This window comes from Paenibacillus sp. WLX1005 (genome assembly GCF_046603685.1).
Taxonomy (GTDB): Bacteria; Bacillota; Bacilli; order Paenibacillales; family Paenibacillaceae; genus Saccharibacillus.
This window is the reverse complement of the sequence record NZ_CP176756.1, coordinates 1,146,210-1,170,097: the sequence shown is the minus strand read 5'-3', so window position 1 is coordinate 1,170,097 and position 23,888 is coordinate 1,146,210. Positions and strand designations below refer to the sequence as shown.

Genomic DNA, 23,888 nt, shown 5'->3' with positions numbered 1-23,888 from the left:
CTGCAAATTCCTCCTTTGTCTCTGTCTCCTCAGGTGGAGTTCAGCATTTTCTTGCGTAGCTTGTTCGTGGCGCGATGCAGCAGGGTGCCTACGATTGGCGGTCTTAGTTGAAGTTGTTCCGCGATCTCGGAATAGCTGTAGCCGGAATACTTCATCAACAGTGCCTGTCGGTCACGCTCGGGCAGCTGATCTAGCAGCTGGTGCACTTCCTCATGTTCGAGTTGACGGATCATCACATCCTCGCCATTGGATGGAGACGGCTGATTCAGATCGTAGTATTGCTCCTGCTTGTCCTGCAATCGGCGCTCACGCGCTTTTTTGTCCATATAGTCATAAGCGATGCGGGTCAGCACCCGGTGCAGCCAGGCGCCGATCACGTCGGGATTGTCGGGCGGATTGCGGTAGAGCCGCAAAAAGACCTCCTGCGCCAGATCGTCCGCCGCGGCATCATCACGTACCATCGCGTATAGTTTGCGTTTTACAGTCGGATAATGATCGTAAAAGATTTGTTTGAACTGTTCCGGTTCCGGGTTGTTCATCGATTGGAATGCTCCTTTCCGCTGCAGCTATAAGAAAGACGGGCAGGTTCAAATGTTTGTATCACTCATTCAAAAAAAATTATATGCCAGACCTCATTTCCATGCCTTGCGCCCTATGTAAAAAGTAAAAAATAGGGTTATGATGGGCTTAGATTCCAGCCGACAAATTTCCTCAATAAAAGCCAAAATACCCCCTTTATTCCTCTTTGGAATCCAATAATTGGCAAGTTATAATAAATAGATACAGAAAGGGGTGAGCCAATGGACTGGCTGGAGGATTTCAGGCCGCAAATCTATGAATTGTTTGCTGAAGCAGAGCAGCGGATTCACCGCTTCCCGGCACCGCTGAATGTTCTGGGACTTCATTACCTGTCCGGGTTTGATATTCGCAAACAGAACAGCATCAAAAATTATATCTGTTATCTATTACCGTTCTGGTTGGAACGCACACTAACGATGCGACTGCATCATCTGTCACCGACATCGCTGCTTCCAGTAGCCAAGCTAGCAGCGCTGGGCAATGTAATGGGCATGCTGCACTTTTTCATTCAGGATGATCTGATGGATCGTCAGGATCGGCAATCTGATGGCATCGATCGCCAGCAGCTCGTGCCGCTCAGTCAGATGCTACACAGCGAGTTTCTGCTGATTTTATCACAGACGACTCATGATCAGGCGCGGTTGTGGGAATATTATCACCGGTTTGTTAGCGAATGGGCGAGTGCGGTGAGTCTGGAGCAGGAAAGCGATTATTTTGCACAGGATCGGCAGAAAATTGCTGGAAAAGCCAGTCCGCTCAAGCTGTCAGCAGCACTATTACTGCTGGAAGCACGATTGCCAGATCAATTGCCTGTGCTGATGCAACAACTGGATGAAGTGCTGATCGCTCTACAAATGAACGATGATGCCGCAGACTGGCCGGAAGATCTGGCGGACGGTAATTACAATTGTTTGCTGTCGTTGATTCGGCAGGAATTGTCAATCAAATCCACTTCCTCTACAGATGTTCCCATGTCGATAGCCGTGCCAGTTCTGACGGAACAACGAGTGCATCAGGCTATCTACGATCATCATATTCTTCGGCGCTATGCCGCCATCGCTGCCGACGGTTATCTGGCTGTCTCCCCTTCTTCTTCCATTCCATACTTGAACCATTTTCACGCGTATTTGATTCGCCAATTGAATCGAATGACGGAGCAAGTCGATCAGCACCGCAATTTGCTAATGCAACAAGGCAGTCTATGGTACCATGCTCGCATATCTCCTTAAAATAACAAGAAAAATATGACAAAAGATATGGATTTTAGGATTATTGCATGTTATAGTAATAGGAAAATATAACCATTTGAAGAAGGGAATGATGGGTATGTCCAGCCAAGCCATTTTTCACAATCAGGTGATTCAAAAAGCATGGGAAGACCCGGGATTTTTGGAGCTTTTGAAAACCAATCCCAAACAGGCATTGCAGGAAGTGATGGGCATTTCGTTTCCAGAGCATATCAAGCTGACGACCATTGAAGAAACACCAAGTGAGCTGTACCTGATCATTCCACCGAAACCTTCCGAAGTGGTTCCTTCCGCGCGCTTGAAACCGGAAGCTGCCTGGTAATCCTATTTTGGATTCTGTTCTCCTAACATCGCATGAATCATAACGTTTGATGAATTCCATCCATAACGCACCATTGCATATGCAAAAAAGCGCAACCCGTAGTCGTTACGGATTGCGCTTTTTTTATATGACAGTGCGTCTTTTCTCCCTTGTGCGGCATTTGCAATTTGATTATCCTATTTATAAAAACGCTTACATTTCACATATGAAGGTGTTGAGTCTGCCTGATTGATGGAGAAGGAGGTCGTTTGGATGAATACCGATTTTGTAATGGAGTATCATCATCTTCCCATATTATCCCCGCTGGATACCGCAACCGGGACGCATCGCTGGACGTTGATCTATTTACCTTCCGCTGTTAGTACATCGGTAGCGACAGGTGGATCACGAATATATTTGATTCCGCCGGGGCAGGATGTGCATTGGGTACAACCGCTCTCTGGCAGAGCAGCTGGGGTATGCTGTCAGTTCCAAGCCTGTCCGCAATGGATCAGCTGGCTGCATCAATTGCAAACCCCGCATGCGGAACGACCGCTATTAATTCAGGACGGTCGATTGTGTCAGGAACTGCAATATGTGCTGGAGCGATTGATGGAATACGGTGATCGCGCCGATCATCCGGGTTATCGTCAGCTGACATTCCATCTGCTTAGTGAAGTGTTGCTGCTGCTTGCCATGCACGCTGGAACGGATCATCAGCATTCCGATCCTCGCATTGAAGAGGTGCAGCAGTATTTGCAGCGCCATTATACAGAGGATATTCGCGTCGAGCAGCTTGCCCAGCTCGTCTGTCTATCGCCTTCGCGCTTATCCCATCTATACAAGCAACATATAGGTGAGACGATTATGGATACGGTACTTCGGCTAAGACTGGAACAGGCACAACAGCTATTGTGCAGTACTTCCCGCTATATTGGGGAGATTGCTTATGAAGTTGGCTTCAATTCGCAGACGTATTTTACATGCAAATTCACCCGTCACTTCGGCATTAGCCCGTCGCTGTATCGCAGCAGCTTTTTCGCGCGGTCTGCGGAGGAGGAGCCTGCTTATTATTTGTGAAAATAAGCAGCACGTCCATGCTCGTGTTATGGTCGCTGAATATCCCATACATTGCTCAATCGATTCACTTTTAATGATACAATTTGTACATTACCGCCGGTTGTATACAAGCTCATCTGGCGACTGGCGGCATCTGGGAATACGATACTGCTGAACACCGTTTGTCCGTTATTGGCAAATATTTCTACAGTCGAGCGATCCACCAATATACGCAATCGAATCACGCCATCGGTTGATGGCAGTGTCGCTTGCTGACGGGTACGGAATAACGGTGAGAAGTTCGTAATGCCAGATTGCGAACGGTCGATGAATAGCTGCTGATCTGCTGCCGTATAGCCGGCCTCGGTAAATTGTGTACCGTCACCATTTGCCAACAAACGGAAGCCAAACGATGATGCCGGTTGCTGTTGTGACAAGCGTACCTCTGCCTCAATCTCGTAACTAGCAGAGGATAGACCAGCTAACAGATTGGGGCTGTCCGGGGTCAGCTCTGTCGCTTGCGTTTGCCATAATGGGGTGCGCAGTGTGTTCAATTGCTGCACTGGCTGCTGGGATAGACGATATCCGCTTGGTGTCGATACTAGCGACAATTGACGTGGAATCGTCAGTACGCCTTTCCAATCGCCGGTCGGCTGGTCAAATGCGTAATCCCAATTGGTCATCCATGCCATAACGATGCGCTGCTGCTGTGGCAATCCGGCAAATGACATGGAAGCGTAAAATTCCTTGCCCCAATCTGTCTTCAGCACCGTACCGACAGGATTGTCATTAATAAATTTACCGTCCGCACGCAGTTGACCGACAAAATATTCCGCGTCCGAGCCTTCTGTATTGGGATTGGCACCGGTGCTGATCATCAGCACCCATTTGACCGTGCCATCTGCCGCCTGCAACGGAAACAGATCCGGGCATTCCCACACACCGCCACGAATATAATTGCCATATCCAAAATTGTCCGTTAATGTCCAATCGAGCAGATTATTCGATACAAACAAGCGCACATGATCACCGCCGGATACGACCATCACCCATCGATTGTTCGCATCATCACGCACAATCTTCGGATCGCGAAAATCCCATCCACCCGGTTCTGTCGCACTTTTACCCGGATTATCAATCACAACTGGACGGTCGGTCGGATACCGCCACGTACGCCCGTGATCTGAACTGTAAGCGATTCCAATTTTCTGATTGCCATTATGTTGTGTTGGTGTATAGGACGTATAATACGCGATCAAGCCGCCACCTTCTGTCGTTCCGTCAAACAAACCAGAGACATTGTGCTCATCAGCGATAATAGAGCCTGACCAGATATGTCCGAGCTGATTCCATTCCAGCGCAAAGGGCAGATTTTTCCAATGTAGCAGATCGGTACTAACCGCATGCGCCCAGCGTCCACCGTCCTGATGAAATACATGATATTCGCCATCATAATACACCAATCCATTCGGATCGCTCGCCCAGCCGCGTAGCGCGGAATAATGATACGCCGGACGATAATCCTCGCCGTAAAATTGCTGCCCGGTCATCCGATACGTATCCTGAAATGAAGCCGCACCGCTTTGTACGATAATGCCCGCCATATCTGCGTCCGCGCCATCGGTCAGCTGCTCGGTATCAAGTGCTGGTTGTGCATAGCCATCTACATACAGCTGCATATGATGATCCTGCACATGCAGCTCCAGCCGATGCTTCACGCCGGATTCGCTAGGATAACTGTGCTGCGATTGCTGAATGATAGTGCCATCAGACTGCTGCAAGCGGGCAGTAATGCGATTGCCATTACGAACAACCATCACTTCATATCCCTGCTGTCCTTGTTCATCGGTGCGAAATACAAGCCCTGCCTGCATCGGTGACAGTGTTTGTTGCTGCGTCTCTGACTGATCGTCCACTGGCATTAGATCGGTCATCAGTACCATGTCTTTGCCTGTTGGCTGGGCGTATAGTTTCATACCGCCCTGTTCTCCTGCTGATACTGTTCCCCTCATTCCGCGCTGATCCAGCGCCCACACTGCATCGCCTACTGTATATTCATTGGTCAAATTCTGATTCCATGTTGCTGTTTCGCCTTCGGCGGCAATCGCTGCCGCCAGTACCGATGGATGGGTGGTCATGGTTGTTCCCTCTCCTGACTGCGATGTATCTGCCGCCTGCGCCGTGGCACTTAGCCAACTGTACAGACAGACAACAAGCAACAATGCACCCCATCTACGCAGCACGATTGGATAGTGATGATTACGAACGTTCCTGTGCTGCTTGCGCATCGAATGATTGTGTTGTATACCGCTATTGTTGCCTGCATTCGGGCTTCCGTCGCTCATGTTGCACTGGGATGTGACGACCTGTTCGCTATTCAAATTCCCGCCTCCTTGAAGCGTCATGTATTGGTCTGTACATTCTTGTCATCGTACATACCTGCATCTCCCGTGTCTTGTATCAAGAGATGCTGTAACGCTTGCCGACTAGTGGATACATCATAAACAGCTACTGATATCCTTGGCTTCTCATTCTGTTCATCAGAACAGCTCCTCAAGCCTAATCGCTCTGCACCCGCTGTCGGAAAGACCAGATCGGTCATCACAACAAGACCACCGTCGGCAAACACCTCCACCGATCCGCGATCTACGAAAATACGCAGCTCCCGCACCTGTACATGCGCTGACAGCGCAGCCTCATTTGCCGATAACACAGCTTCATGCCGTCCGGCAAAATGATCATGAAATACTACATCACCGGATACAGTACGATCAATATACAATGTGCCAGCCACCGCATCGACTCCGATCACGGTACGATGCTGTCCATCGGATAGCACTTCCCATTCCACCGATGCCGTCGTCGGCAGAACAACATGCAGTTCATAACTGCGCAGTCGCAACGGAGCTAGCGCTGTCCTCACTTGCTCTGGTGTCGCCTGTTCCAGTTGCAGTAGTGAATGGCGACATTGCTCTAATTCGCTCACCGGAATCTGAAGCAACTGCAAGGAACCGTCCACCCCTTTTTCCAAAAGCAATTCGCGTGCAATCGTCATCGCTCCGCGCCAGCTGCCAGTCGGTGTCGTATTCGCATACCGCCAATTGCTCATCCAGCCAATATACAGCCGCCGTCCATCTGCTGCCGGAATGTCTGACCAGCTCACACCCGCATAATTATCTCGTCCATGATCTAGCCAGCGCACCTGCTGTGAAGCTTCATCTGGTATGAAGTGCATCCCGTCAAACTGTCCGATAAAATACTGGGTTCGCGATCCTTCCGCGCTGGTGCCTGCATCACCGATACTGACCAGCATAATCCAGCGCTGCTCATCCGGCTCTCCATTGTGCACCGGCAGTGGAAATAGATCCGGGCATTCCCATACGCCATCGTGACTACCAATGCCTTCGCCAAACACACTCAATTCACTCCATTGCAGCAAATTGGATGACCGATACAGTGCCACCGTCTGCCCGCACGTAACGATCATAATCCAGCTATTGTCCGGCTCATATCGAAATACTTTGGGATCGCGAAAATCTGGTCGTGTCTCACAGGTCAACACTGGATTGCCAGCATACTTTTGCCATGTTCGTCCACGATCATGACTGTAAGCAAGACTCTGGCTTTGCCGTACCATTTGCCCAGGCTGCTCGTCATGATGGGTGAAGATTGCCACCAAGCCCGGCTGCTCCGGGAAAAAGCCAGTCGTATTGTGCCAATCGACCACCGCACTGCCGGAGAAGATCGTACCCAGTTCATCCGGCTCCAGTGCAATTGGAAGCTCCCTCCAGTGCACCAGATTATCCGATACCGCATGTCCCCAGTGCATCGGTCCCCATGTCTCGCCAAACGGATGATATTGAAAAAAGAGATGATATTCTCCATCCAGATATACCATACCGTTCGGATCGTTCATCCAGCCGCGTGCAGGCGAGAAATGGTACGCTCCACGATAATCATGTTGTATTTGCAAAGACATGCAATCACTCTCCCGTCTGTTGCAGGCTGCGGTTGTAGCCGTCCTGCCTGATTTTCAGCCATTCTTGTAGTCCAAGTCGATCCAGCTCTTGTATATACTCATTCCACTCCTGATCTGCTTTGCCATTTTGATACCATTCGGTTCGCTTGCGTAGCATGTAGGGGAATAGATCGGCTTCAATCGTAGATAGACGATCCAGCTCGTCAATACTGAAAAAGACATTCGGATACGTATGATCTGCCTGCATATGCGGCACCAGTACTTTTTTCATCAGATCCATCCGCCATTTGGCATCATCCGGCATCGTCGTATATTTGCCAAAATAATCGCTCAAGATCGCCAGCGGACCGCCAATGCTCGTCTTCTGACGAACTTCTACCGGTGCAGAGCCTTCGAGCGGCAGATGCTTGAGCATTTGCTTTTGCTCATCCAGTTTGAAAATATTCTGCTGGGTAGTATCGCCGTACGTGCCCCAGTTATCCTGTACCGATTGCAGCGGCTCATACAGCTGATCAACCCATTTGGCAGTTTGCTCTAGCTGCTGATTGCTGCTCGTCACAACCATGCTGCCACGGAAAAAGCCGATGGCATTGTTGCGCGTTACATTCACCTTGCCATCCGGTCCGGCGACTGGCGGCATCAGATCGTATGTCTCATTCATGCCAGTAATATTCGCTTTGTCCCATGTAAAATACAATCCGTACCGATCATCTTTGCCTTTGGCAAGATACGTATTCCAATCCTGCTGGAACGCCTCGATATCGATCAGCCCATTGCTGTACAGATCGTGGATATAATTGACCGCTTCCCGGTAGCCATCCTGATTACCGGTAAACAGGACATTGCCATCATTGGTCACAACTGTATGATCAGGATTGTCGCCCAGTCCGAACGAGGCGAACAGGAATGTCAGATTCTCGCCGCCCGGCTTGTCGATAAAGGAAAGCGGAATCTCGTCCGCCTGCCCGTTGCCGTTCGGGTCTTGCGTTTTGAAGGCAGTCAGAACTTGCTTCAATTCATCCGTCGTCGTTGGCATCTTCAGCTGTAGCTTGTCCAGCCACTGCTGATTGATCCACGGCATATCGTCTACGGACTGAATGCGTTCCTTATCCTGTCCCAGCTCCTCGATCCATGGAAACGAATAGATATGCCCGTCCGGTGCGGTGATCATCGTGCGATATTCCGGTCGCTCCGTCAGCACCTTTTTCAAATTAGGCATATACTGGTCGATCAGGTCTTCCAGCGGCACAATCGCACCGTCCTTTGCCAGCTTGAGCAGATCGTAATCGCTATATTCCGCTGCGAAGATCGCATCGGGCAGATCACCGCTAGCAATCATCAGATTGCGCTTTTCAGCGAATACATCACTTGTATAACTTGTCCATTCCACATGTACACCGGTTTTCTTTTCCAAGCGTTGCAGGATTAGCTTGTCATTCGGATCGGCGGGCGCAAGCGGCGAACTGGAAGTGAGAATGCGCAGAATCGGCTTGCCGTCTGCGGTCTTCTGCGGTTGAGCCGATTCACCACCACAACCGGTGACCAGCAGTGCCAGTACGAGTGCAGGAATACCGATAGCAGCATAGATGTTCTTGCCGGGCTTGACTGTTTTCATAGATCGCAACCTCCTCCGGTTGTACCGGATTATTATGATGTGCCTATATTGTGATGGGCTTGCGCTTATTTCAGCGAGCCGACCATAACGCCTTTTTCAAAATACTTCTGAAAGAACGGGTACATGACCAGCAGCGGCAAACTGGAGATGACAATCGACGAATATTTGATCATCTCGGACAATCGCTTCAGCTCTGCCATCGCCTGCTGATCGCCGATCATGCCGGGTGCCGCCTGATTCTGGATCAGAATAGAGCGCAGCACGAGCTGTAACGGAAACAGCTTGGAATCTTCCAGATAGATCATCGCGTCAAAGTACGAGTTCCATTGCCCGACAAACGCATATAGCGCCAGTACGAACATAATCGGCTTGGACAGCGGCAGTACAATTTTGGTGAAAATAATTCGGTCAGACGCGCCGTCTACATTTGCCGCTTCTTTCAGCTCACGCGAGATGCCTTTGAAAAAGGTACGTGCCAAGATGATATTCCACACATTGACCGCGCCCGGAATGAGCAGCGCCCACGGTGTATTGAGCATGCCGAGCTCGCGAATCAACAGATAGGTCGGAATCAATCCACCGCCGAAAAAGAGCGTAATAATGAGCAGCGTCATCACCGTCTTGCGCCCAACTAGCGAATCGTCAGCTAGCGCATACCCAGCGCCAATCGACACTAGCACCGTAAGGATCGAGAATGCCGCCGCATACCAGACCGAATTGAAAAATCCGCGAATCATCGCTTCATTGCTCAGAATTTTGCGATAGCCTTCCAGACTCCAGTCGCCCGGATGAAAGGACAGTCCGCGATTGAGCAGCACGGTCGGGTCCATAAACGAAGCGATGATAATATAGCCAAATGGAATGACGACCACCAACACCGCCAGTATGAGAAACAGCTTCATGCACACCAGCATGAACCGGTCAAATGGCGAATTTTGAATTAGCATATGAGCTTCATCCTTTCGTGAATCTTAGTTACGATTAGCGTTTAATACAGCCCTTCATTATCGTTCAGCTTCTTCACAATCAGATTCACGCCGACCAGCAGCACGACATTAATCAAGGAGTTGAACAGTCCAACCGCAGCAGAATATGCGTAATCGCCTGATTGCAGACCGATCTTATACACGTAGGTTGCAATAATCTCAGAGGATGGCAGATTCATCGACGTTTGCAGCAGATACGCCTTTTCAAAGCCGATGGACATAATGCCGCCCGCTGCCAAAATGAACACAATCGCCATAATCGGCTTGATCGTTGGCAGATCAATATGCCAGATGCGCCGCAGTAAGCTCGCTCCGTCCAGACTGGCAGCATTGTGCAGCTCGGGATCAACATTGGCGAGCGCTGCCACATAGATGATCGATGCCCAGCCCGCTGTTGCCCAAATATCCGACAAAATGTACACCCAGCGGAAATACTCGGGATCAGTCATGAACATCAATGGCGTGCCTGTAATGAAGCTGATCAGCTGATTGATCGGTCCGGTTGGTGACAGAAAAATAAACAGCATGCCCGCGATTACGATTACCGATACAAAATTCGGTGCGTACAGAAAAAGCTGAATATTTTTCTTAATCCCACGGCGGCGAATCTGATTAAGCATCAGCGCTAGCAAAATCGGAATCGGAAAGCCACAGATCAGTCCGTAGACGCTTAATTTAAGCGTATTCATAAAAATCGTTTCAAAATTCGGCGAGGTCAGAAATTTCTCAAAATGCTTGAGTCCAACCCATTCGCTGTTCCAGATGCCACGAATCGGGCTGAAATCTTTGAAAGCGATGATCGCGCCGTACATCGGGCCGTACTTGAATATGAGCGTTAGCAGCAGTGCAGGTGTGAGCAGCACATATAGAAACCGATTTTTCTTGAGCTGCGTCCAGATGCCTTCGCTCGTCCGACGCTTGTGCAGTAACGTTTGCCCGGTATGCCGTTTGCTTGCTTTGGCGGAGCTTTCCATGCTTGTTCCCCCGTTTCATATCGGTGATAGTATTACAGTTACGTTCTAACCCCAGAATCAGCTCTATAAGTAATCGCTTACATTTTTGTGCGGTTACGATGGCTGTTTCCCGCCAGATACATGTTCCGCTCCCTTCCGTTCCGCACTGCTAATTCGTATTCGTGTTTACATATGCGATCGTACTTCATCCATTTGTCGCTTTTTTCATTTACAATTTATCAAATTGATTGTTCATATGTCAATATAAAATGTAAAAATAAAGCGACAAAAATATCACCTTAAACTAAACATTTGCACAATTATAGTTTACATTTGTACATCAAGAATTGCTTTTGCTCTCAAACTGATTTATATTCAAACTATGTAATCTCATGAGCGGATTTTCCAACCCAATCATACAAAGGTGGATACGGACCATGACCCGAGAAAAGATAACGATTCAGCATATTGCCGATGCGCTGGGCATTTCGCGCAATACCGCATCCAAAGCACTCAACGATAATGCCGCCATTCCCGCCGTAACCCGGCAAAAGGTCATTCAAAAAGCAATTGAGCTAAAATACAAACAATTCGCCTATATGGAAACCGACAATCTGCTGCCGCGCAAAAATGGCAATATCGCCCTGCTGACGACGAATATGCCCAACACGTCACACTTTGGCTCTGCTCTAATCAGCGGTCTGGAGAAAAAAATTAGCGCCGAAGGCTATAATCTATCGATTCATATTGTGCGCAGCGATGAGCGCGACGCTGGCAAGCTGCCGAACAACTTTGACAGTACTGCGGTGGATGGTATCGTCTGTATTGAGCTTTTTGATGCCGCTTACAGCGATATGATCACTCGATTGGGTATTCCGGCGATCTTCATCGATTGCGCAGCAGAGACGGATTATTCCAGCTTTCAAGCAGACGTGCTGCTGATGGAAAATGAACATAGCATCTACCGTTTGACCAAACAATTGCTGGATAGTGGCTACGAACGAATTGGCTTTGTCGGCGACAGACAGCATTGCAAAAGCTTCCACGAGCGCTGGCTCGGGTATCGCCGCGCTTTGCTGGAGCAGGACATTTCCTTCGATCCGGGGCTGTGCATTATGGATGATGATCAATTTTTTATTTTTGAAACAGATTGGATGGAACATCGACTGGAGCAGCTGAAGCAATGGCCGCAGGCGTTTGTATGCGCCAATGACTTTATCGCTGTACGACTGATGAAGGCGCTCAAGGCGCGCGGCTTGTCGCTGCCGCAAGATGTTGGTGTGACCGGATTTGATGATGCGACCGAATCACGGATCGTAGAGCCACACCTGACGACCGTGCATATTTTCAGTAGTGATATGGGTGTGCGTGCAGCAGACATGCTGCTCTCCCGCATCCGTCATCCCCAGCAGCCATATTACACCGCTCATGTGCAGACGAATGTACGTATTCGCGACTCCGCTCCGGCACTGAACCAGTCGGCAGGACTATCTTCGTCTTCATAAGTAGTCTGCATGATCTACGCAAGATAAGTTTAAGTATGAATAATATCTATAACAGAGTAACTTACGTAAAATAAAATCGAATAATCAAAAAGAGATGCCTATGAGCATCTCTTTTTGCATTGTATTCTTTATCTATATTTATCTTTATTTCTAATAGCTCCTAACTTCAAAAATGGAGCGTATTCTATGCTCCACCCATCACAAAGATATGTTCATTGGTTGGGGGTGTTGGATGAAATCAGCCATTAGTTCTTGGACAATTTCGCCACAGGTTTTGATTTCTTTAATTACATCAATAGCCGTATTAACCGAGATAATTCCTTCATCCAGCTTTCCTTCCAACATTCCCGGCTTTAAGCTCATTTCTTCGGCAGGTGCCGTACCATTCTCATGCATACTTGCTAGTTCAAGAGACAATTTATGTGCAATTGAGCGCTGAAGCGGAGATACAAACACGAGATTATTAGCTGTGGAACTCACAATATCCTGCTTCACAATGTCAGCTGCTGGACACTCCTTGGAGACGATAAATCGTGTACCAATATAGACTCCTTCAGCGCCCAAAGCAAAAGCTGCTCTAACGCCACGAATATCGTTAATCCCACCAGTTGCCATTACTGGAATGTCAACTGCATCCGCAATAGTCGGTATAATCGAAAAGGTACCTATCTGGTTTTGCGGAATCCAGCCGCCTTCATCATAACCGGTAGCAATCAAGATATCTGCCCCCGCTACTTCAGCCGCTTGTGCACCTTTTGGTGTTGGCGTTAGCTCACGGAAAATAAGAATCGCTTGATGATGTTTCACTTTCTTGAACAGCTTTGTATTCACTGTACCTACAGCCAAAAAGTGTCTAACTCCTTCTTCCAAAGCCACATTCAACGTATGCAAAGCATATTGCTCTGAAGTCTCGTCTCCTTCTTCTGGGAAGAGTACGTTCATTGCAAAAGGCTTATCGGTTATCGTTTTTATTTTACGAATTTCGCGACGAAGTCTTTCTTCTGAGCTAATCCGCTGTTCTCCATCAAATTTGGCTCCTGCATTGGGCCCCAGTACACCCATTCCGCCTGCATTGGATACTGCTGCTACCATAGCAGCATCAGTAATCCAGCTCATTGCTGCTTGTACGATCGGATACTGAATACCTAATATAGACGTGATTCTATTTTCATTTGTCATGTTAGACTCCTTTACTTATTCGTCTTTGTTTCATTGTTGTTCAGCACTTTGCTTGATAAGCTATATAACAACGCTAGAGGCAACACTACCTCTTGATTTTCACTCTAATTTCGGTTAAAAACTGTTCTTCGCGAAAAGAGCTGTAATTAATCGGTAGAGACAGCTGATAAATTTTGCCTTCAGTCTGAATATTTTCATTTAGGATATGTTCGCGAAATATTTGGTAATAAGAGAGATAATTTTGCGTAGACCAATCAAAAGATATACATAAATATTCACCAGCTGAGATGTCGTCTATTTGAATACGTGTATCTTGAATATGAATATCATCTGTCTCACAAACGGTAGTATAAATACTGCTGCATTCAATTTCACCAGATACTTCATACGATTTAAAATCATAGATATACCCATAATAATTGTCTGCGAGATCTCCTTTTTCTTCGACAATGTCTACTAATTTGCGATAATACATATCTGGTTGTTCATGCGGATTCAGTGGAGGTGTGCATATTTTTAATATGGTTTGTTTTTCTACATATCGCGAATAGACCAATCCACTACCCTTTCTTTCGCATATCTCAAGCTGCTCGTGCAGTTGCTTTTTTCTTTTTTGTAAAAGCTTTCGCGATTTCTCGAGTTTTAGCATTTCATGATGAATGACCATTTCCTGATCTTCTAAAAAATGAAGCATCTTATCCGGAGTTCGTGAAACAATGGAACGAATTTCATCAAGTGGTGTTTTGACATACTTTAGATATTTAATAATATCGAGATAAAAAAATTGTCGTATATGATAATACCGATAGTTATTGGCAGGATCGATATATTGAGGTTGAAAAACCCCAATTTTGTCATAGTAACGCAGGGTTTGGATTGAAATATTATTCAGTCGCGCGGTTTCGCCAACTGAGAAATATTCGTTCATTCGTTCATTCCTTTCGGCTTTACTTGTTGATCGCATGATTTGGAAACCAAGCAGCACCATACACTCCTTGATACTGTTCAGGTGCATCAATAATTGTATTTAAGTCAAGCGCAGCATTTCGTGCCCAGTACGGATTGCGAAGCAACTCGCGTCCAATAAAAATTAGATCTGCACGTTCATTTTTTAAAATTTCTTCTGCTTGTATGCCTGTAGTAATTCGTCCAACCGCTCCTGTCGCTATCTTAACTTCTCGACGAATTTGCTCGGCAAATGGCACTTGATAACCAGGATAGATGTCAATCGGTACGGTGACGACACCACCAGAGCTACAATCAATCAGGTCTACCCCCTGCTTCTTCATGTTCTTGGCATACGCCACATGAGTGTCTATTGTATTTCCTTCTGGATGATATTCGCTAGCTGATACTCGTACAAATAAAGGCTTATCCCACACCTGATTGATGGCTTCAATAACGTCTCCCAATATCCGGTATCGATTGTCGGCAGTGCCACCATATTCATCTGTTCGGTGATTAGTAAGCGGCGACAGAAATTGATTCAGAAGATACCCATGAGCTGCATGAATTTCAATCACATCAAACCCTGCTTTTTGTACACGAATAGCAGCATCCTGATAACGCTGAATAATTTGTACAATATCTTCACGGGTCATCTCTTTGGGCTGACGATCCTCTCCATAAGAGATGCTTGAAGGCGCGATAGCTGTATCTCGAAAATAAGATTTCCCACCTGTATGTCCCAACTGAATACCGATCTTTGAGCCATTGTCATGTACAGATTTAACGACTCGTTTCAGTCCATCAATATGATCATCACTCCAGATACCAAGTTCGCTATTATAGGCATGACCTTCTGGAGAAACAGAAATGGACTCCATGATAATTAAGCCCACCTGACCGACTGCTCGGCTCGTATAATGAACAAATTGCCAATCTGAAACTTTACCATCAAGTGAAAAGCTAGAATTTGTTCCCATAGGTGCCATAACTACACGATTTTTAAAAGTAATCCCCTTGATGGTGAAAGGTGAGAACAATGCCGCATCCATATTTGCTTCCTCCTTTGCTTGGTACATTATTCACAATAATCCCTATAGTAGCTATAGGGTCAATACGTACGATTGCTACTAAATAAACAAGCTTTCACCTCTAAACATGCAGGCAAAAGCTTGTTGATCATCAAAACATACAAGTATCTTGTAACATTTATGTTTGTAAATAATCTCCATTGGTCGCAATGACTTGCTTATACCAATCAAAACTCTTCTTCTTAGTTCGTTTGAAATCCCCAGTTAAATCATCATGACGATCTACATAAATGAACCCATAACGCTTACGAATTTCACCGCTTGAATTACTTACAATATCGATACATCCCCAACTTGTATAACCTAAAAGCTCTACACCTTCATCAATAGCTTTGGCTGCTTCTAGAAGATGATCTTTCATGTAATCAATACGATAATCATCATTCACGTAACCATGTTCATCCGGCTGATCTAAAGCCCCTAATCCATTTTCAACAATAAATAAAGGTACACCATATCGGTCATATAGCTGATTTAAGATATAACGTAAACCTTGCGGATCAATCGTCCAATTCCATTCTGATACTGGCAAAAATGGATTTTTGACTTCACTCATAATATTTCCTCTAGATTGCTCGATCAGTTCCGTATCAACAGTGGCACAATAACTCATGTAATAACTAAATGATACAAAGTCAACGGTATGCTTCAATATTTCCAAATCGTCTTCTGCAATATCCAACTGGATATTCGCTTTTTCAAAGTATCGTAATTTGTATCTTGGATATGCTCCTCTTACTTGTACATCCGAGAAAAAGAAGTTTTCTCGTTCCTTTCTCATAGCTTCCAGTACGTCTTCGGGCTTAGGTGTCAATGGATACAATGGTCCGCCTGCAATCATGCAGCCGATCTTGCTATCAGGAATCAGTTCATGACAGGCTTTGACAGCCAGTGCGCTCGCTACAAACTGATGGTGAATTGCCTGATACAATACTTGCTCTGTAGCTTTTTCTGGATAAATCCCGCCACCAATAAAGGGAGCATGCAAAATGATATTAATCTCGTTAAATGTCAGCCAGTACTTCACTTTATCTGCATAACGTTCAAATACTACTCTGGCAAAACGTTCGAAATGAGCAATTGTTTCTCGGTTAGACCATCCTCCATGCTCACGAACCAAGCCAAGAGGCATTTCGTAATGAGACAGTGTGATAAGCGGCTGGATATTGTGCTTCAGTAGCTCATCAAATACACGATCGTAAAAGGCAAGCCCTGCTTCATTAGGAACAGTTTCATCGCCATTTGGGAAAATACGTGACCATGCGATGGATGTACGAAGAGTACGAAATCCCATCTCTGCAAATAAGGCAATATCCTCTTCATATCGGTGATAGAAATCAATAGCTTGGTGCTTCAAATACTCCCCCTCTGGTGGATCTGCGATTCGCCCAAAAACACCATCTGGTAATACATCAGCTACAGACAATCCTTTACCATCTTCTAAATAAGCACCTTCCAATTGATTAGCTGCTACGGCTCCACCCCACAGAAAATCTTCTGGAAATAAACGTTGTGCATCTTTTCTTCCCCATAATTTATCGACTGACATATTTCATCGCTCCATATTCGTATAATGAATTGCTGGATCGTTCTTTGCTTTATAAGCTCAAGACCAGATCCAATTGTAGTGTGGCTGATCTTTTTTCCGTGCATCACCAATCAGCGGAAGACGTTCCAGCATGTTTTGTAAAAAGTAAGCATCCCAAGGTACATGCTCTGTGATGCCTAATCCTACAACCTCGTATTGATTAGCGACATCTTGAATCACTCGAATAATAGTTTCCAAACTGGAAGCTCGTGGCAGCTGAGTCTTCATTTTCTCGTAATAAAATGGATTTGCTGGCAAAATAGCTCGAATTTCTCTTAGATCAAGGACATCTAGATCAAAATGAATAAACACTCGCGAAGGTTTATGATCGTTCAACCAGTCCAATACAGCAGAGCTATCATCCAAAATCTGTTCTGGAGAAATCGCTTTTAAATCAAATGTATCCATGATTTCTTGTTCTTTGGGCTGCCATTCATTTAATCCAACATACAGGACTTGATGACGTTCCACTTTTTTGGGCACTCCTGCCACGAATTCTTCATCACCAACTCCAAGTAAATTCGCAAGTACTTGCGAATTGTGTCCTTCATTATGCCCTGGCACATTTACATCTGGGTGCGAATCAATCCAAAGTATAGCCATATCCCCATCATACTTTTCGTTCAGATAGGCAATCGGTGCCAACTCTACACTACAGTCACCACCAAATACGACCACTTGGGTAGGTTGATTTTTATGCAGAATATCTTGCGCAGCGTGAAATTGCTTGAGTACATCAGTACGTGCAAAAATACCTTGTTCTACTTTCAAGCCTTCTTCTTGTAACGAAACAGGAACTTCCTCTTCTATTCCTTCAGCATTGGGAGCAAGCCAATTCAGCAGCTTCGAACCTAAGAAGTATGGTGGATTATTTCCACCCTGCCATTGTGGCATGATCAAACGTAGTAATGTATGATCGGTTGGTTGCTGTTCTGACATTCTTCTCTTCCTTTCCGACTAAGTGTGATGGCTATCCCTGACATCGTAACGTAGTGCCTGTACTTATACAGCGTGTTTTTAATTGATTGATTTCAAATTACAAAATGTGTGTTTTGAATGCGTGGTAAAGTGAAACGAAATTTCATTAAATACTTCACTTAGTGTACTGGGTACAAAAAAGCGACATGCTTTCCAAATGGAAGCATGTCGCTCTTGTATACGTTTATTCTTCTTGGTGGTATGTCTTTAGTAAAGAAAACAGAATATCAAGTACATATTGGATGGACACAATCGAAGTTATCGCTTCCATGCCTGCTATCGTCTTATCTGTGTCTACATGAATATTTTCATTGCATTGTTGCGTCAATTCTGTTTTTTCTGGTCCAGTGAGACTGATAACATAGATTCCTTTTTCCTTCAAATACTTGGCGACTCGAAGCATCGAAGCATTTTTTCCAGTAAATGAAATCAGGATTGCTACCATATCTGAAGGTTTTTTGCTGGCTGCAATATAATGTTCATTAATTCCATCGTGTGCCATACAGTCAACACCGATAGACAACAGTTTAAATGCAGCCTGATTCGCAAGAGTATACCCGATACCATAACCATAAATGTCGATCTTCCGCGCTCGTTGTAACCGGTTAGCGATCCGCTGTATTTGTTGAGGACTTATCATTAAATCGGTAGAAGCAAGAGCACTTTGGTATAGATTGGTAATGATAGCGTTGTGTTCGGCATACGTGCTTTTAGAAGACAACGAAGAATCCTGCAACTTGACTTCGACTTGTGCACGTTCTACATATTCTAACGAGAACTTTAGTTTAAAATCATGATAACCTTCTGTTTCTAGCTTTTTGCATAGCCGTACAACTGTAGCGGGACTAGTAAATGTAGCTTTGGCTAGTTGATCCGTTGACATATCTCTGATCGCTATAGGATAGGCTAGAACAAACTTTGCGATTTCTTGTTCTTGTGAAGTGAAATGTTCCATTCTCTCCAGCTGATATATAATCATGAGTATCTCCTCTTGTAACGATAACAATATGGACTTTACTCTATTATAAGTTGGAGCAAGATATTTGCAGTATTTATTTCTGTACAGAATGACTAGTATGTTGCAGACGATAGCCAATAGTAGCTAATAATGAAGCAATCAAAGCACACACAGCTCCAGTAATAGCAAGATACTGCATTTGTCCATAAGCCACTACGATGGAGCCAAACAATGATCCCAGTGTAATTCCTACATTACCAGAGACAGCAGTTAATGAAGCCGCAAAATCTCGCGTAGCTGCCGAGTACTGTGCTCCCTGATCCATCAGAAACAATTGAATCGTTGCATTCATGATATAAATGAATACCCCCATGAGCATGATGCTGATGATACCTGTAATCGTAGTGTGCATGGTGAAGTAAAAAGAGGCTAATACAGCTGCTTGCAAGATAAATCCAATTCTCAGCTTGCTTAATCCATTTCGACTGGCAATATAGCCACTTACATAGTTACTGAAGATAGAGAATATCCCATAAGCAAGTAAGATCGCACCTGTATACTGAGAGGGAATCTTCATTTGCTCTTCAATAATGGGACTAATATAAGTGTATAGAGTATACGAACCAGTCAAGCTTACTGCTGGAATCAAAAACCCGATTACAATTGGGAGATTTTTAAAAATAACAAAATGCTTGAGTACGGATGCGGGTTGTCCTGCCTGCATAGGTGGAATCACAAACCAGCTTAATATCAACGCCATGGTGCCTAATCCAGCAGTAGCCCAAAACGTATAATGCCAGGAACTAATTTGCCCTATAAAGGTACCTAGCGGGACACCAAGTACATGAGCCGTTGTGAAGCCCGCGAAAATAATCGAAACAACTGAGGACCGTTTATCCGCTGGAATAAAATCGCTGGCAATCGTCATCGAGAGTGCCGTTAGTACCCCGCTGACTACTGCCGTAATCACGCGTGTGCATAGTAAGAAAATAAAGGAAGAGGTTAATGCTCCTGCAATATTACTCAAAATAAAGATAAGAATGAGAGTGAGTACCACAGGACGCTTAGGAAACTTGCTCATATATCCCGTTACAAACGGGGTGACAAGTGCATACGAAATCGCAAAGCCAGTAATTAAAATGCCAGCAGAAGCCAAACTAACACGTAGATCCGATGCGATTTGCGTTAATAATCCTACAATAACCAACTCACTCGTCCCCACCGTAAATGTAATTAAGGCTAGAGCAAAAGTGAGTATTTTTTGTTTTGAAGTTAACATGTAGATTCCTTCCTGCAATTATCTGAATTATCCGACGATTTTTAATAATAGATGCAACTCATTCGTATGCTCGGAAAGCTGCGGATGAACATCGAGAAACTCGGCACTGTTAGCAATAATAATTGGCGTGATAATATCGTAGCCTGCTTGCTGAATCATCGGAATATCAAACTCAACCAGTAACGTTCCCGGTTCTACCCGTTGTCCTACTTCAACATGCGTCGTAAAGGGGTCTCCGTTCAGCTTTACTGTATCGATCCCAATATGAATAAGAATTTCTGCTCCTTCATCTGATACAATCACAATGGCATGCTTCTTTTTAAATACAGTAGCGACTGTACCAGCGACTGGAGATACGGCACGCCCAGATGTCGGACGAATCGCGATTCCTTTCCCCATCATTCCGGCAGCAAAAGCAGGATCACCCACCTGCGATAATTCTACGACTTCGCCTTGAATCGGACTTAGTACTGTTTGGATACGATCTGGATTATCGAATAACTTGTTTTCAGGCTGGATTTCCTGATCTGTAGGTATAACCGGCTCAACAGATGTTTCTTTACGCTCAGGAATATCTTCAAAACCGATGATAATGGTTAAAATGAACCCTGCTGCAAAACTCACAGCACAGCCAATCAAATAATAAATAAATGTTGCACCAAAAAATAAAGGAATACCCGCAATTGGACCGGTTCCAATTCCTGTTGCGCCTACTTTAAACCATCCCATCACAGCCCCGCCCAGTGCACCTGCAATAGCTGCTGCAATCAGTGGCTTTTTCAGTCTAGCTGTAACACCATACACTGCCGGTTCCGTAATACCAATAAAAGCATTCAATGCAGCGGTTCCCGCAACAGCTTTAAATGCTTTATTTTTAGTTTTCAAATAAACAGCAAAGGTCGCTCCAGCCTGTCCTGAGTTAGAAGCTACGCCAATTCCCATAATATAATCCAAACCATATCGGGAGAGTGACTGCACCATCACAGGTAACAAACCAACGTGCATCCCTGTAAGAATCAGCAACGGATATAATCCACCCAGGAGTAATCCAGCTAACCAACCGTAACTCATATACAAGGAAACAAATCCTGCTCCAATCCCATTTCCAATCAATACGCCCAGCGGACCAAATGCGATCAAAATAACAGGAGCAACAATCAAAACTGTAAATACTGGTAAGAAAATAGTGTGTAAGATTTTAGGTAAGATACGTCTAAGTCCTTTTTCAACATAAGACATAAACCAAACACCTAAAATGATAGGAATAACTGTTGACGAATATCCAACGGCTGTAACTGGAATTCCAAATATCGTGACACCCTGTTCTCCACTCAATAGAGTTGCCAAACTTGGATGAACAAGAATACCTGCGATAGAAGCAGCTACATATTGGTTAGCGTTAAACTTTCTAGCAGAACTGAATGCAACTAGTATAGGTAAGAAGTAAAATGCTCCGTCCGAAAAGATATTCAGCAATTGATACGCTGTACTCTCTGTCGATACCAACTTATAAAACATCAAAAAGATAATAATCCCTTTTAGCAGACCGGCTCCAATGATTGCCGGGATGATCGGTACAAAAATACCAGAAATCGTATCTAAAAAAGCACTAAATACATGTTTTAATCCTTTTGGACGATTAGATCCTTCAGTAGTTTTCTCTCCTTCCTTTTCACCCACTAGCTTCGAAAAAGCTCGATACACGTCCTCTACTTTATCACCGAGTATGACTTGGAATTGCTCACCAACTACTGTGGCTCCCATAACGCCAGGTACAGACTCAATCGCTGCCTTATCCGCTTTACTATTTTCTTTGAGCGAAAGTCGTAACCGAGTGACACAGTGAGTATAGTCATTTATATTGTCTTTTCCGCCTAACAAAGGCAATAATTCGTCAGCGATTTTTTCATTTTTATTCATACGTATCGTCTCCCCCAAGTCATTCATTTTTATAAAAAAAAGACCCAAATTCAACCAACTTACAACCCGCGGTTGCTGTAAGCTCGTTTGAATTCAGGTCTTGCCTGCTCGAAACAGTTACAATCCTGCTATCTGATAGTTATGAGGTTTTAAATTAGCCGATACTGTTTTCGATACGCTCCTGGCGATAATCCATATACTCTCGCAAACGTTTTGGAGATATACGTTGCATCTTGATAGCCTACATGCGCAGCAATCCAATCAATCGTATACGAACTATTCAATAACCAGTACTTCATTTGCTGTAGCCTGATCTGCAAAATATATTCTTTGAAGCCGATGCCTGTTTTCTGCTTAAACCATTGACCAAAGTACACCGGGGTAAAATGAATTTGTTCAGCCACCTGAGTCAATGTCAAAGATTGACTACAATGCTGCTGAATGTATTCTTTGATTTGTTGCAATATGTCTTCAGGAGCAGTTACCTCTTCAATCTCATGAGCGTCAATAATTAATTCGGATTGATGCCAATCCACTTCATCTTGATGAGATATTGTCTTTACTTGAGCTTTCGTATAATTTGCATGAATCCATTGTCTTACTTCTTCAAGTTTATGATCATCCATCTGTACAAGCAGAATACTCATTTCATTCCTCCTTGTTGCAGAAATTTGTAAAATCAATGCACACAACGATTTATAAAGAACAAAAAAAGACCCAAATTCAACCAACTCGCGACTTTTCACAAGTTCGATAGAATTTAGGTCTTGCCTGTTCGAAACAGTTACAATCCTACTTATTCCAGTTGTATAAATATGTTGTGGTTACAAACTATCACGATTCGAATTCATTGTCAACGCTTACATGTGGTGTAAGAACTAATTTCTATTTACTACTCTTTCAATATGAATCGTTAGGTACAGTAGTTCATCGTCACTCGGCTGATAATCGTAATTTTGTTTAACATAGCTACCAATCTTTTCTGCACAATTGAAGGCATGTTCATAATTTTCCTTTACAAGTTTGAATAGTTTTTGATCTTTACTTTCGGTTGCAGTTTGATTAAACATCCTTTGTCCGAAAAAACGTAGATGCGAAACAAACCGAAAATAATTGAGTGATTCTTCATCCAAATCCATTTTGAAATTATATTGCACAATATTCAATATTTCTTTGATTAGTTTAGTAATATTCGTTACTCCGTGCACAGACTCATTCATTTGAGCATTTACAATATGCATAGCAATAAAGCCAGCTTCATCTTCTGGAAATTCCACACCCGTATGTTCTTTGATGATCGTTAGCGCTTGTAGCCCCATATCAAATTCTAAGCGATAAAACCGTTTGATTTCCCATAAGAGAGCATTTTGAATATCCAGTCCTTTGTTTTGTCGTTCAATGGCAAAATGAATATGATCTGGAAGTGAGATATGAATACTTTCGTTAAGCTTACGCTTTGTACTTTGTTCAACCATGCTGATAATTTCTTCTGTCAAAGACATGATATCCAGAGGAATCCTGTTTAGTAGTGTCTTCAAATGATCATGTAGTTCTCGGTTATCTAAACTGAACACCTTCTCAATTTTGGATTCATCCACCGCATCCCCTTTTCTCTTTTGAAAGGCGATACCTAACCCCATAATGACAAGTTCCTTTTTCTGACTATCTAATGCCGTAATGACATTATTATTAATAACTCTAGAAATTATCATACTTTCTTATCCCT

20 protein-coding genes are annotated in these 23,888 nt (G+C 44.6%); 4 read left to right on the top strand and 16 right to left on the bottom strand.

The annotated features are described in order from the left end of the window. Positions 1-29: 29 nt before the first annotated feature. Entirely contained in the window at positions 30-539 is a 510-nt protein-coding gene (locus tag ACE3MZ_RS05130) for a sigma-70 family RNA polymerase sigma factor (protein ID WP_411345407.1), read from the bottom strand. A 261-nt stretch (positions 540-800) separates the two neighbouring features. On the opposite strand from ACE3MZ_RS05130, the gene ACE3MZ_RS05125 reads away from it, so the two are divergent. From ACE3MZ_RS05125 to ACE3MZ_RS05115, 3 genes are all read left to right on the top strand, one after another. After that, a complete protein-coding gene (locus tag ACE3MZ_RS05125) occupies positions 801-1,808 on the top strand; it encodes a hypothetical protein (protein ID WP_411345406.1) in 1,008 nt (335 codons plus the stop codon). A gap of 97 nt (positions 1,809-1,905) precedes the next feature. Beyond that, on the top strand, positions 1,906-2,148 hold the full coding sequence (locus tag ACE3MZ_RS05120) for an NHLP leader peptide family RiPP precursor (protein ID WP_411345405.1): 243 nt from the start codon (positions 1,906-1,908) through the stop codon (positions 2,146-2,148). 252 nt (positions 2,149-2,400) lie between these two features. Next, a complete protein-coding gene (locus ACE3MZ_RS05115) occupies positions 2,401-3,207 on the top strand; it encodes a helix-turn-helix domain-containing protein (protein ID WP_411345404.1) in 807 nt (268 codons plus the stop codon). Positions 3,208-3,233: 26 nt separating this feature from the next. Here ACE3MZ_RS05115 and ACE3MZ_RS05110 read toward each other — a convergent pair whose 3' ends face one another. The 5 genes from ACE3MZ_RS05110 to ACE3MZ_RS05090 all read right to left on the bottom strand — a co-directional run bounded on the left by ACE3MZ_RS05110 (position 3,234) and on the right by ACE3MZ_RS05090 (position 10,740). Further along, positions 3,234-5,567, bottom strand: a complete 2,334-nt coding sequence (locus ACE3MZ_RS05110) for a glycoside hydrolase family 32 protein (protein ID WP_411345403.1) — start codon at positions 5,565-5,567, stop codon at positions 3,234-3,236. 20 nt (positions 5,568-5,587) lie between these two features. Continuing rightward, entirely contained in the window at positions 5,588-7,165 is a 1,578-nt protein-coding gene (locus ACE3MZ_RS05105; RefSeq protein ID WP_411345402.1) for a glycoside hydrolase family 32 protein, read from the bottom strand. A gap of 4 nt (positions 7,166-7,169) precedes the next feature. Beyond that, positions 7,170-8,780 (bottom strand): ABC transporter substrate-binding protein, encoded by a 1,611-nt coding sequence (locus ACE3MZ_RS05100; RefSeq protein ID WP_411345401.1) that lies wholly within the window; start codon positions 8,778-8,780, stop codon positions 7,170-7,172. Between the two features lie 65 nt (positions 8,781-8,845). Further along, complete coding sequence (locus ACE3MZ_RS05095; protein ID WP_411345400.1) at positions 8,846-9,727, bottom strand: carbohydrate ABC transporter permease; 882 nt, start codon at positions 9,725-9,727, stop codon at positions 8,846-8,848. A gap of 41 nt (positions 9,728-9,768) precedes the next feature. Then, entirely contained in the window at positions 9,769-10,740 is a 972-nt protein-coding gene (locus tag ACE3MZ_RS05090; RefSeq protein WP_411345399.1) for an ABC transporter permease, read from the bottom strand. Positions 10,741-11,156: 416 nt separating this feature from the next. Between ACE3MZ_RS05090 and ACE3MZ_RS05085 the strand changes: the two genes are divergently transcribed. Beyond that, positions 11,157-12,224 carry a LacI family DNA-binding transcriptional regulator gene (locus ACE3MZ_RS05085; protein WP_411345398.1) on the top strand — a complete coding sequence of 356 codons (1,068 nt, stop codon included), beginning with the start codon at positions 11,157-11,159 and terminating at the stop codon, positions 12,222-12,224. 198 nt (positions 12,225-12,422) lie between these two features. Here ACE3MZ_RS05085 and ACE3MZ_RS05080 read toward each other — a convergent pair whose 3' ends face one another. The 10 genes from ACE3MZ_RS05080 to licT all read right to left on the bottom strand — a co-directional run bounded on the left by ACE3MZ_RS05080 (position 12,423) and on the right by licT (position 23,874). Further along, positions 12,423-13,403, bottom strand: a complete 981-nt coding sequence (locus ACE3MZ_RS05080) for an NAD(P)H-dependent flavin oxidoreductase (RefSeq protein WP_411345397.1) — start codon at positions 13,401-13,403, stop codon at positions 12,423-12,425. 85 nt (positions 13,404-13,488) lie between these two features. Next, positions 13,489-14,331 (bottom strand): MerR family transcriptional regulator, encoded by an 843-nt coding sequence (locus ACE3MZ_RS05075; protein WP_411345396.1) that lies wholly within the window; start codon positions 14,329-14,331, stop codon positions 13,489-13,491. Positions 14,332-14,350: 19 nt separating this feature from the next. Next, complete coding sequence (gene namA / locus ACE3MZ_RS05070) at positions 14,351-15,400, bottom strand: NADPH dehydrogenase NamA (RefSeq protein WP_411345395.1); 1,050 nt, start codon at positions 15,398-15,400, stop codon at positions 14,351-14,353. A 157-nt stretch (positions 15,401-15,557) separates the two neighbouring features. Continuing rightward, positions 15,558-16,988 carry a glycoside hydrolase family 1 protein gene (locus tag ACE3MZ_RS05065; RefSeq protein WP_411345394.1) on the bottom strand — a complete coding sequence of 477 codons (1,431 nt, stop codon included), beginning with the start codon at positions 16,986-16,988 and terminating at the stop codon, positions 15,558-15,560. Positions 16,989-17,045: 57 nt separating this feature from the next. Then, on the bottom strand, positions 17,046-17,966 hold the full coding sequence (locus ACE3MZ_RS05060) for an arginase family protein (protein ID WP_411345393.1): 921 nt from the start codon (positions 17,964-17,966) through the stop codon (positions 17,046-17,048). A gap of 223 nt (positions 17,967-18,189) precedes the next feature. Further along, positions 18,190-18,984 (bottom strand): MurR/RpiR family transcriptional regulator, encoded by a 795-nt coding sequence (locus tag ACE3MZ_RS05055; protein ID WP_411345392.1) that lies wholly within the window; start codon positions 18,982-18,984, stop codon positions 18,190-18,192. Between the two features lie 73 nt (positions 18,985-19,057). Continuing rightward, on the bottom strand, positions 19,058-20,242 hold the full coding sequence (locus ACE3MZ_RS05050) for an MFS transporter (protein WP_411345391.1): 1,185 nt from the start codon (positions 20,240-20,242) through the stop codon (positions 19,058-19,060). Positions 20,243-20,269: 27 nt separating this feature from the next. Then, positions 20,270-22,162 carry a beta-glucoside-specific PTS transporter subunit IIABC gene (locus ACE3MZ_RS05045; RefSeq protein ID WP_411345390.1) on the bottom strand — a complete coding sequence of 631 codons (1,893 nt, stop codon included), beginning with the start codon at positions 22,160-22,162 and terminating at the stop codon, positions 20,270-20,272. A 149-nt stretch (positions 22,163-22,311) separates the two neighbouring features. Beyond that, positions 22,312-22,809 carry a helix-turn-helix transcriptional regulator gene (locus ACE3MZ_RS05040; RefSeq protein ID WP_411345389.1) on the bottom strand — a complete coding sequence of 166 codons (498 nt, stop codon included), beginning with the start codon at positions 22,807-22,809 and terminating at the stop codon, positions 22,312-22,314. Positions 22,810-23,040: 231 nt separating this feature from the next. Next, complete coding sequence (gene licT, locus ACE3MZ_RS05035) at positions 23,041-23,874, bottom strand: BglG family transcription antiterminator LicT (RefSeq protein ID WP_411345388.1); 834 nt, start codon at positions 23,872-23,874, stop codon at positions 23,041-23,043. Positions 23,875-23,888 lie beyond the last annotated feature (14 nt).

Excerpts from the sequence above, each read along its gene's own strand:
- licT (WP_411345388.1), bottom strand. The coding sequence starts at position 23,874 with ATGATAATTTCTAGAGTTATTAATAATAATGTCATTACGGCATTAGAT.
- ACE3MZ_RS05125 (WP_411345406.1), top strand. The coding sequence starts at position 801 with ATGGACTGGCTGGAGGATTTCAGGCCGCAAATCTATGAATTGTTTGCT.
- ACE3MZ_RS05105 (WP_411345402.1), bottom strand. The coding sequence starts at position 7,165 with ATGTCTTTGCAAATACAACATGATTATCGTGGAGCGTACCATTTCTCG.
- ACE3MZ_RS05100 (WP_411345401.1), bottom strand. The coding sequence starts at position 8,780 with ATGAAAACAGTCAAGCCCGGCAAGAACATCTATGCTGCTATCGGTATT.
- ACE3MZ_RS05095 (WP_411345400.1), bottom strand. The coding sequence starts at position 9,727 with ATGCTAATTCAAAATTCGCCATTTGACCGGTTCATGCTGGTGTGCATG.
- ACE3MZ_RS05055 (WP_411345392.1), bottom strand. The coding sequence starts at position 18,984 with ATGATTATATATCAGCTGGAGAGAATGGAACATTTCACTTCACAAGAA.
- ACE3MZ_RS05040 (WP_411345389.1), bottom strand. The coding sequence starts at position 22,809 with ATGAGTATTCTGCTTGTACAGATGGATGATCATAAACTTGAAGAAGTA.
- ACE3MZ_RS05130 (WP_411345407.1), bottom strand. The coding sequence starts at position 539 with ATGAACAACCCGGAACCGGAACAGTTCAAACAAATCTTTTACGATCAT.
- ACE3MZ_RS05065 (WP_411345394.1), bottom strand. The coding sequence starts at position 16,988 with ATGTCAGTCGATAAATTATGGGGAAGAAAAGATGCACAACGTTTATTT.
- ACE3MZ_RS05075 (WP_411345396.1), bottom strand. The coding sequence starts at position 14,331 with ATGAACGAATATTTCTCAGTTGGCGAAACCGCGCGACTGAATAATATT.
- ACE3MZ_RS05115 (WP_411345404.1), top strand. The coding sequence starts at position 2,401 with ATGAATACCGATTTTGTAATGGAGTATCATCATCTTCCCATATTATCC.
- ACE3MZ_RS05050 (WP_411345391.1), bottom strand. The coding sequence starts at position 20,242 with ATGTTAACTTCAAAACAAAAAATACTCACTTTTGCTCTAGCCTTAATT.
- ACE3MZ_RS05085 (WP_411345398.1), top strand. The coding sequence starts at position 11,157 with ATGACCCGAGAAAAGATAACGATTCAGCATATTGCCGATGCGCTGGGC.
- ACE3MZ_RS05080 (WP_411345397.1), bottom strand. The coding sequence starts at position 13,403 with ATGACAAATGAAAATAGAATCACGTCTATATTAGGTATTCAGTATCCG.
- ACE3MZ_RS05090 (WP_411345399.1), bottom strand. The coding sequence starts at position 10,740 with ATGGAAAGCTCCGCCAAAGCAAGCAAACGGCATACCGGGCAAACGTTA.
- namA (WP_411345395.1), bottom strand. The coding sequence starts at position 15,400 with ATGGATGCGGCATTGTTCTCACCTTTCACCATCAAGGGGATTACTTTT.
- ACE3MZ_RS05120 (WP_411345405.1), top strand. The coding sequence starts at position 1,906 with ATGTCCAGCCAAGCCATTTTTCACAATCAGGTGATTCAAAAAGCATGG.
- ACE3MZ_RS05060 (WP_411345393.1), bottom strand. The coding sequence starts at position 17,966 with ATGTCAGAACAGCAACCAACCGATCATACATTACTACGTTTGATCATG.
- ACE3MZ_RS05045 (WP_411345390.1), bottom strand. The coding sequence starts at position 22,162 with ATGAATAAAAATGAAAAAATCGCTGACGAATTATTGCCTTTGTTAGGC.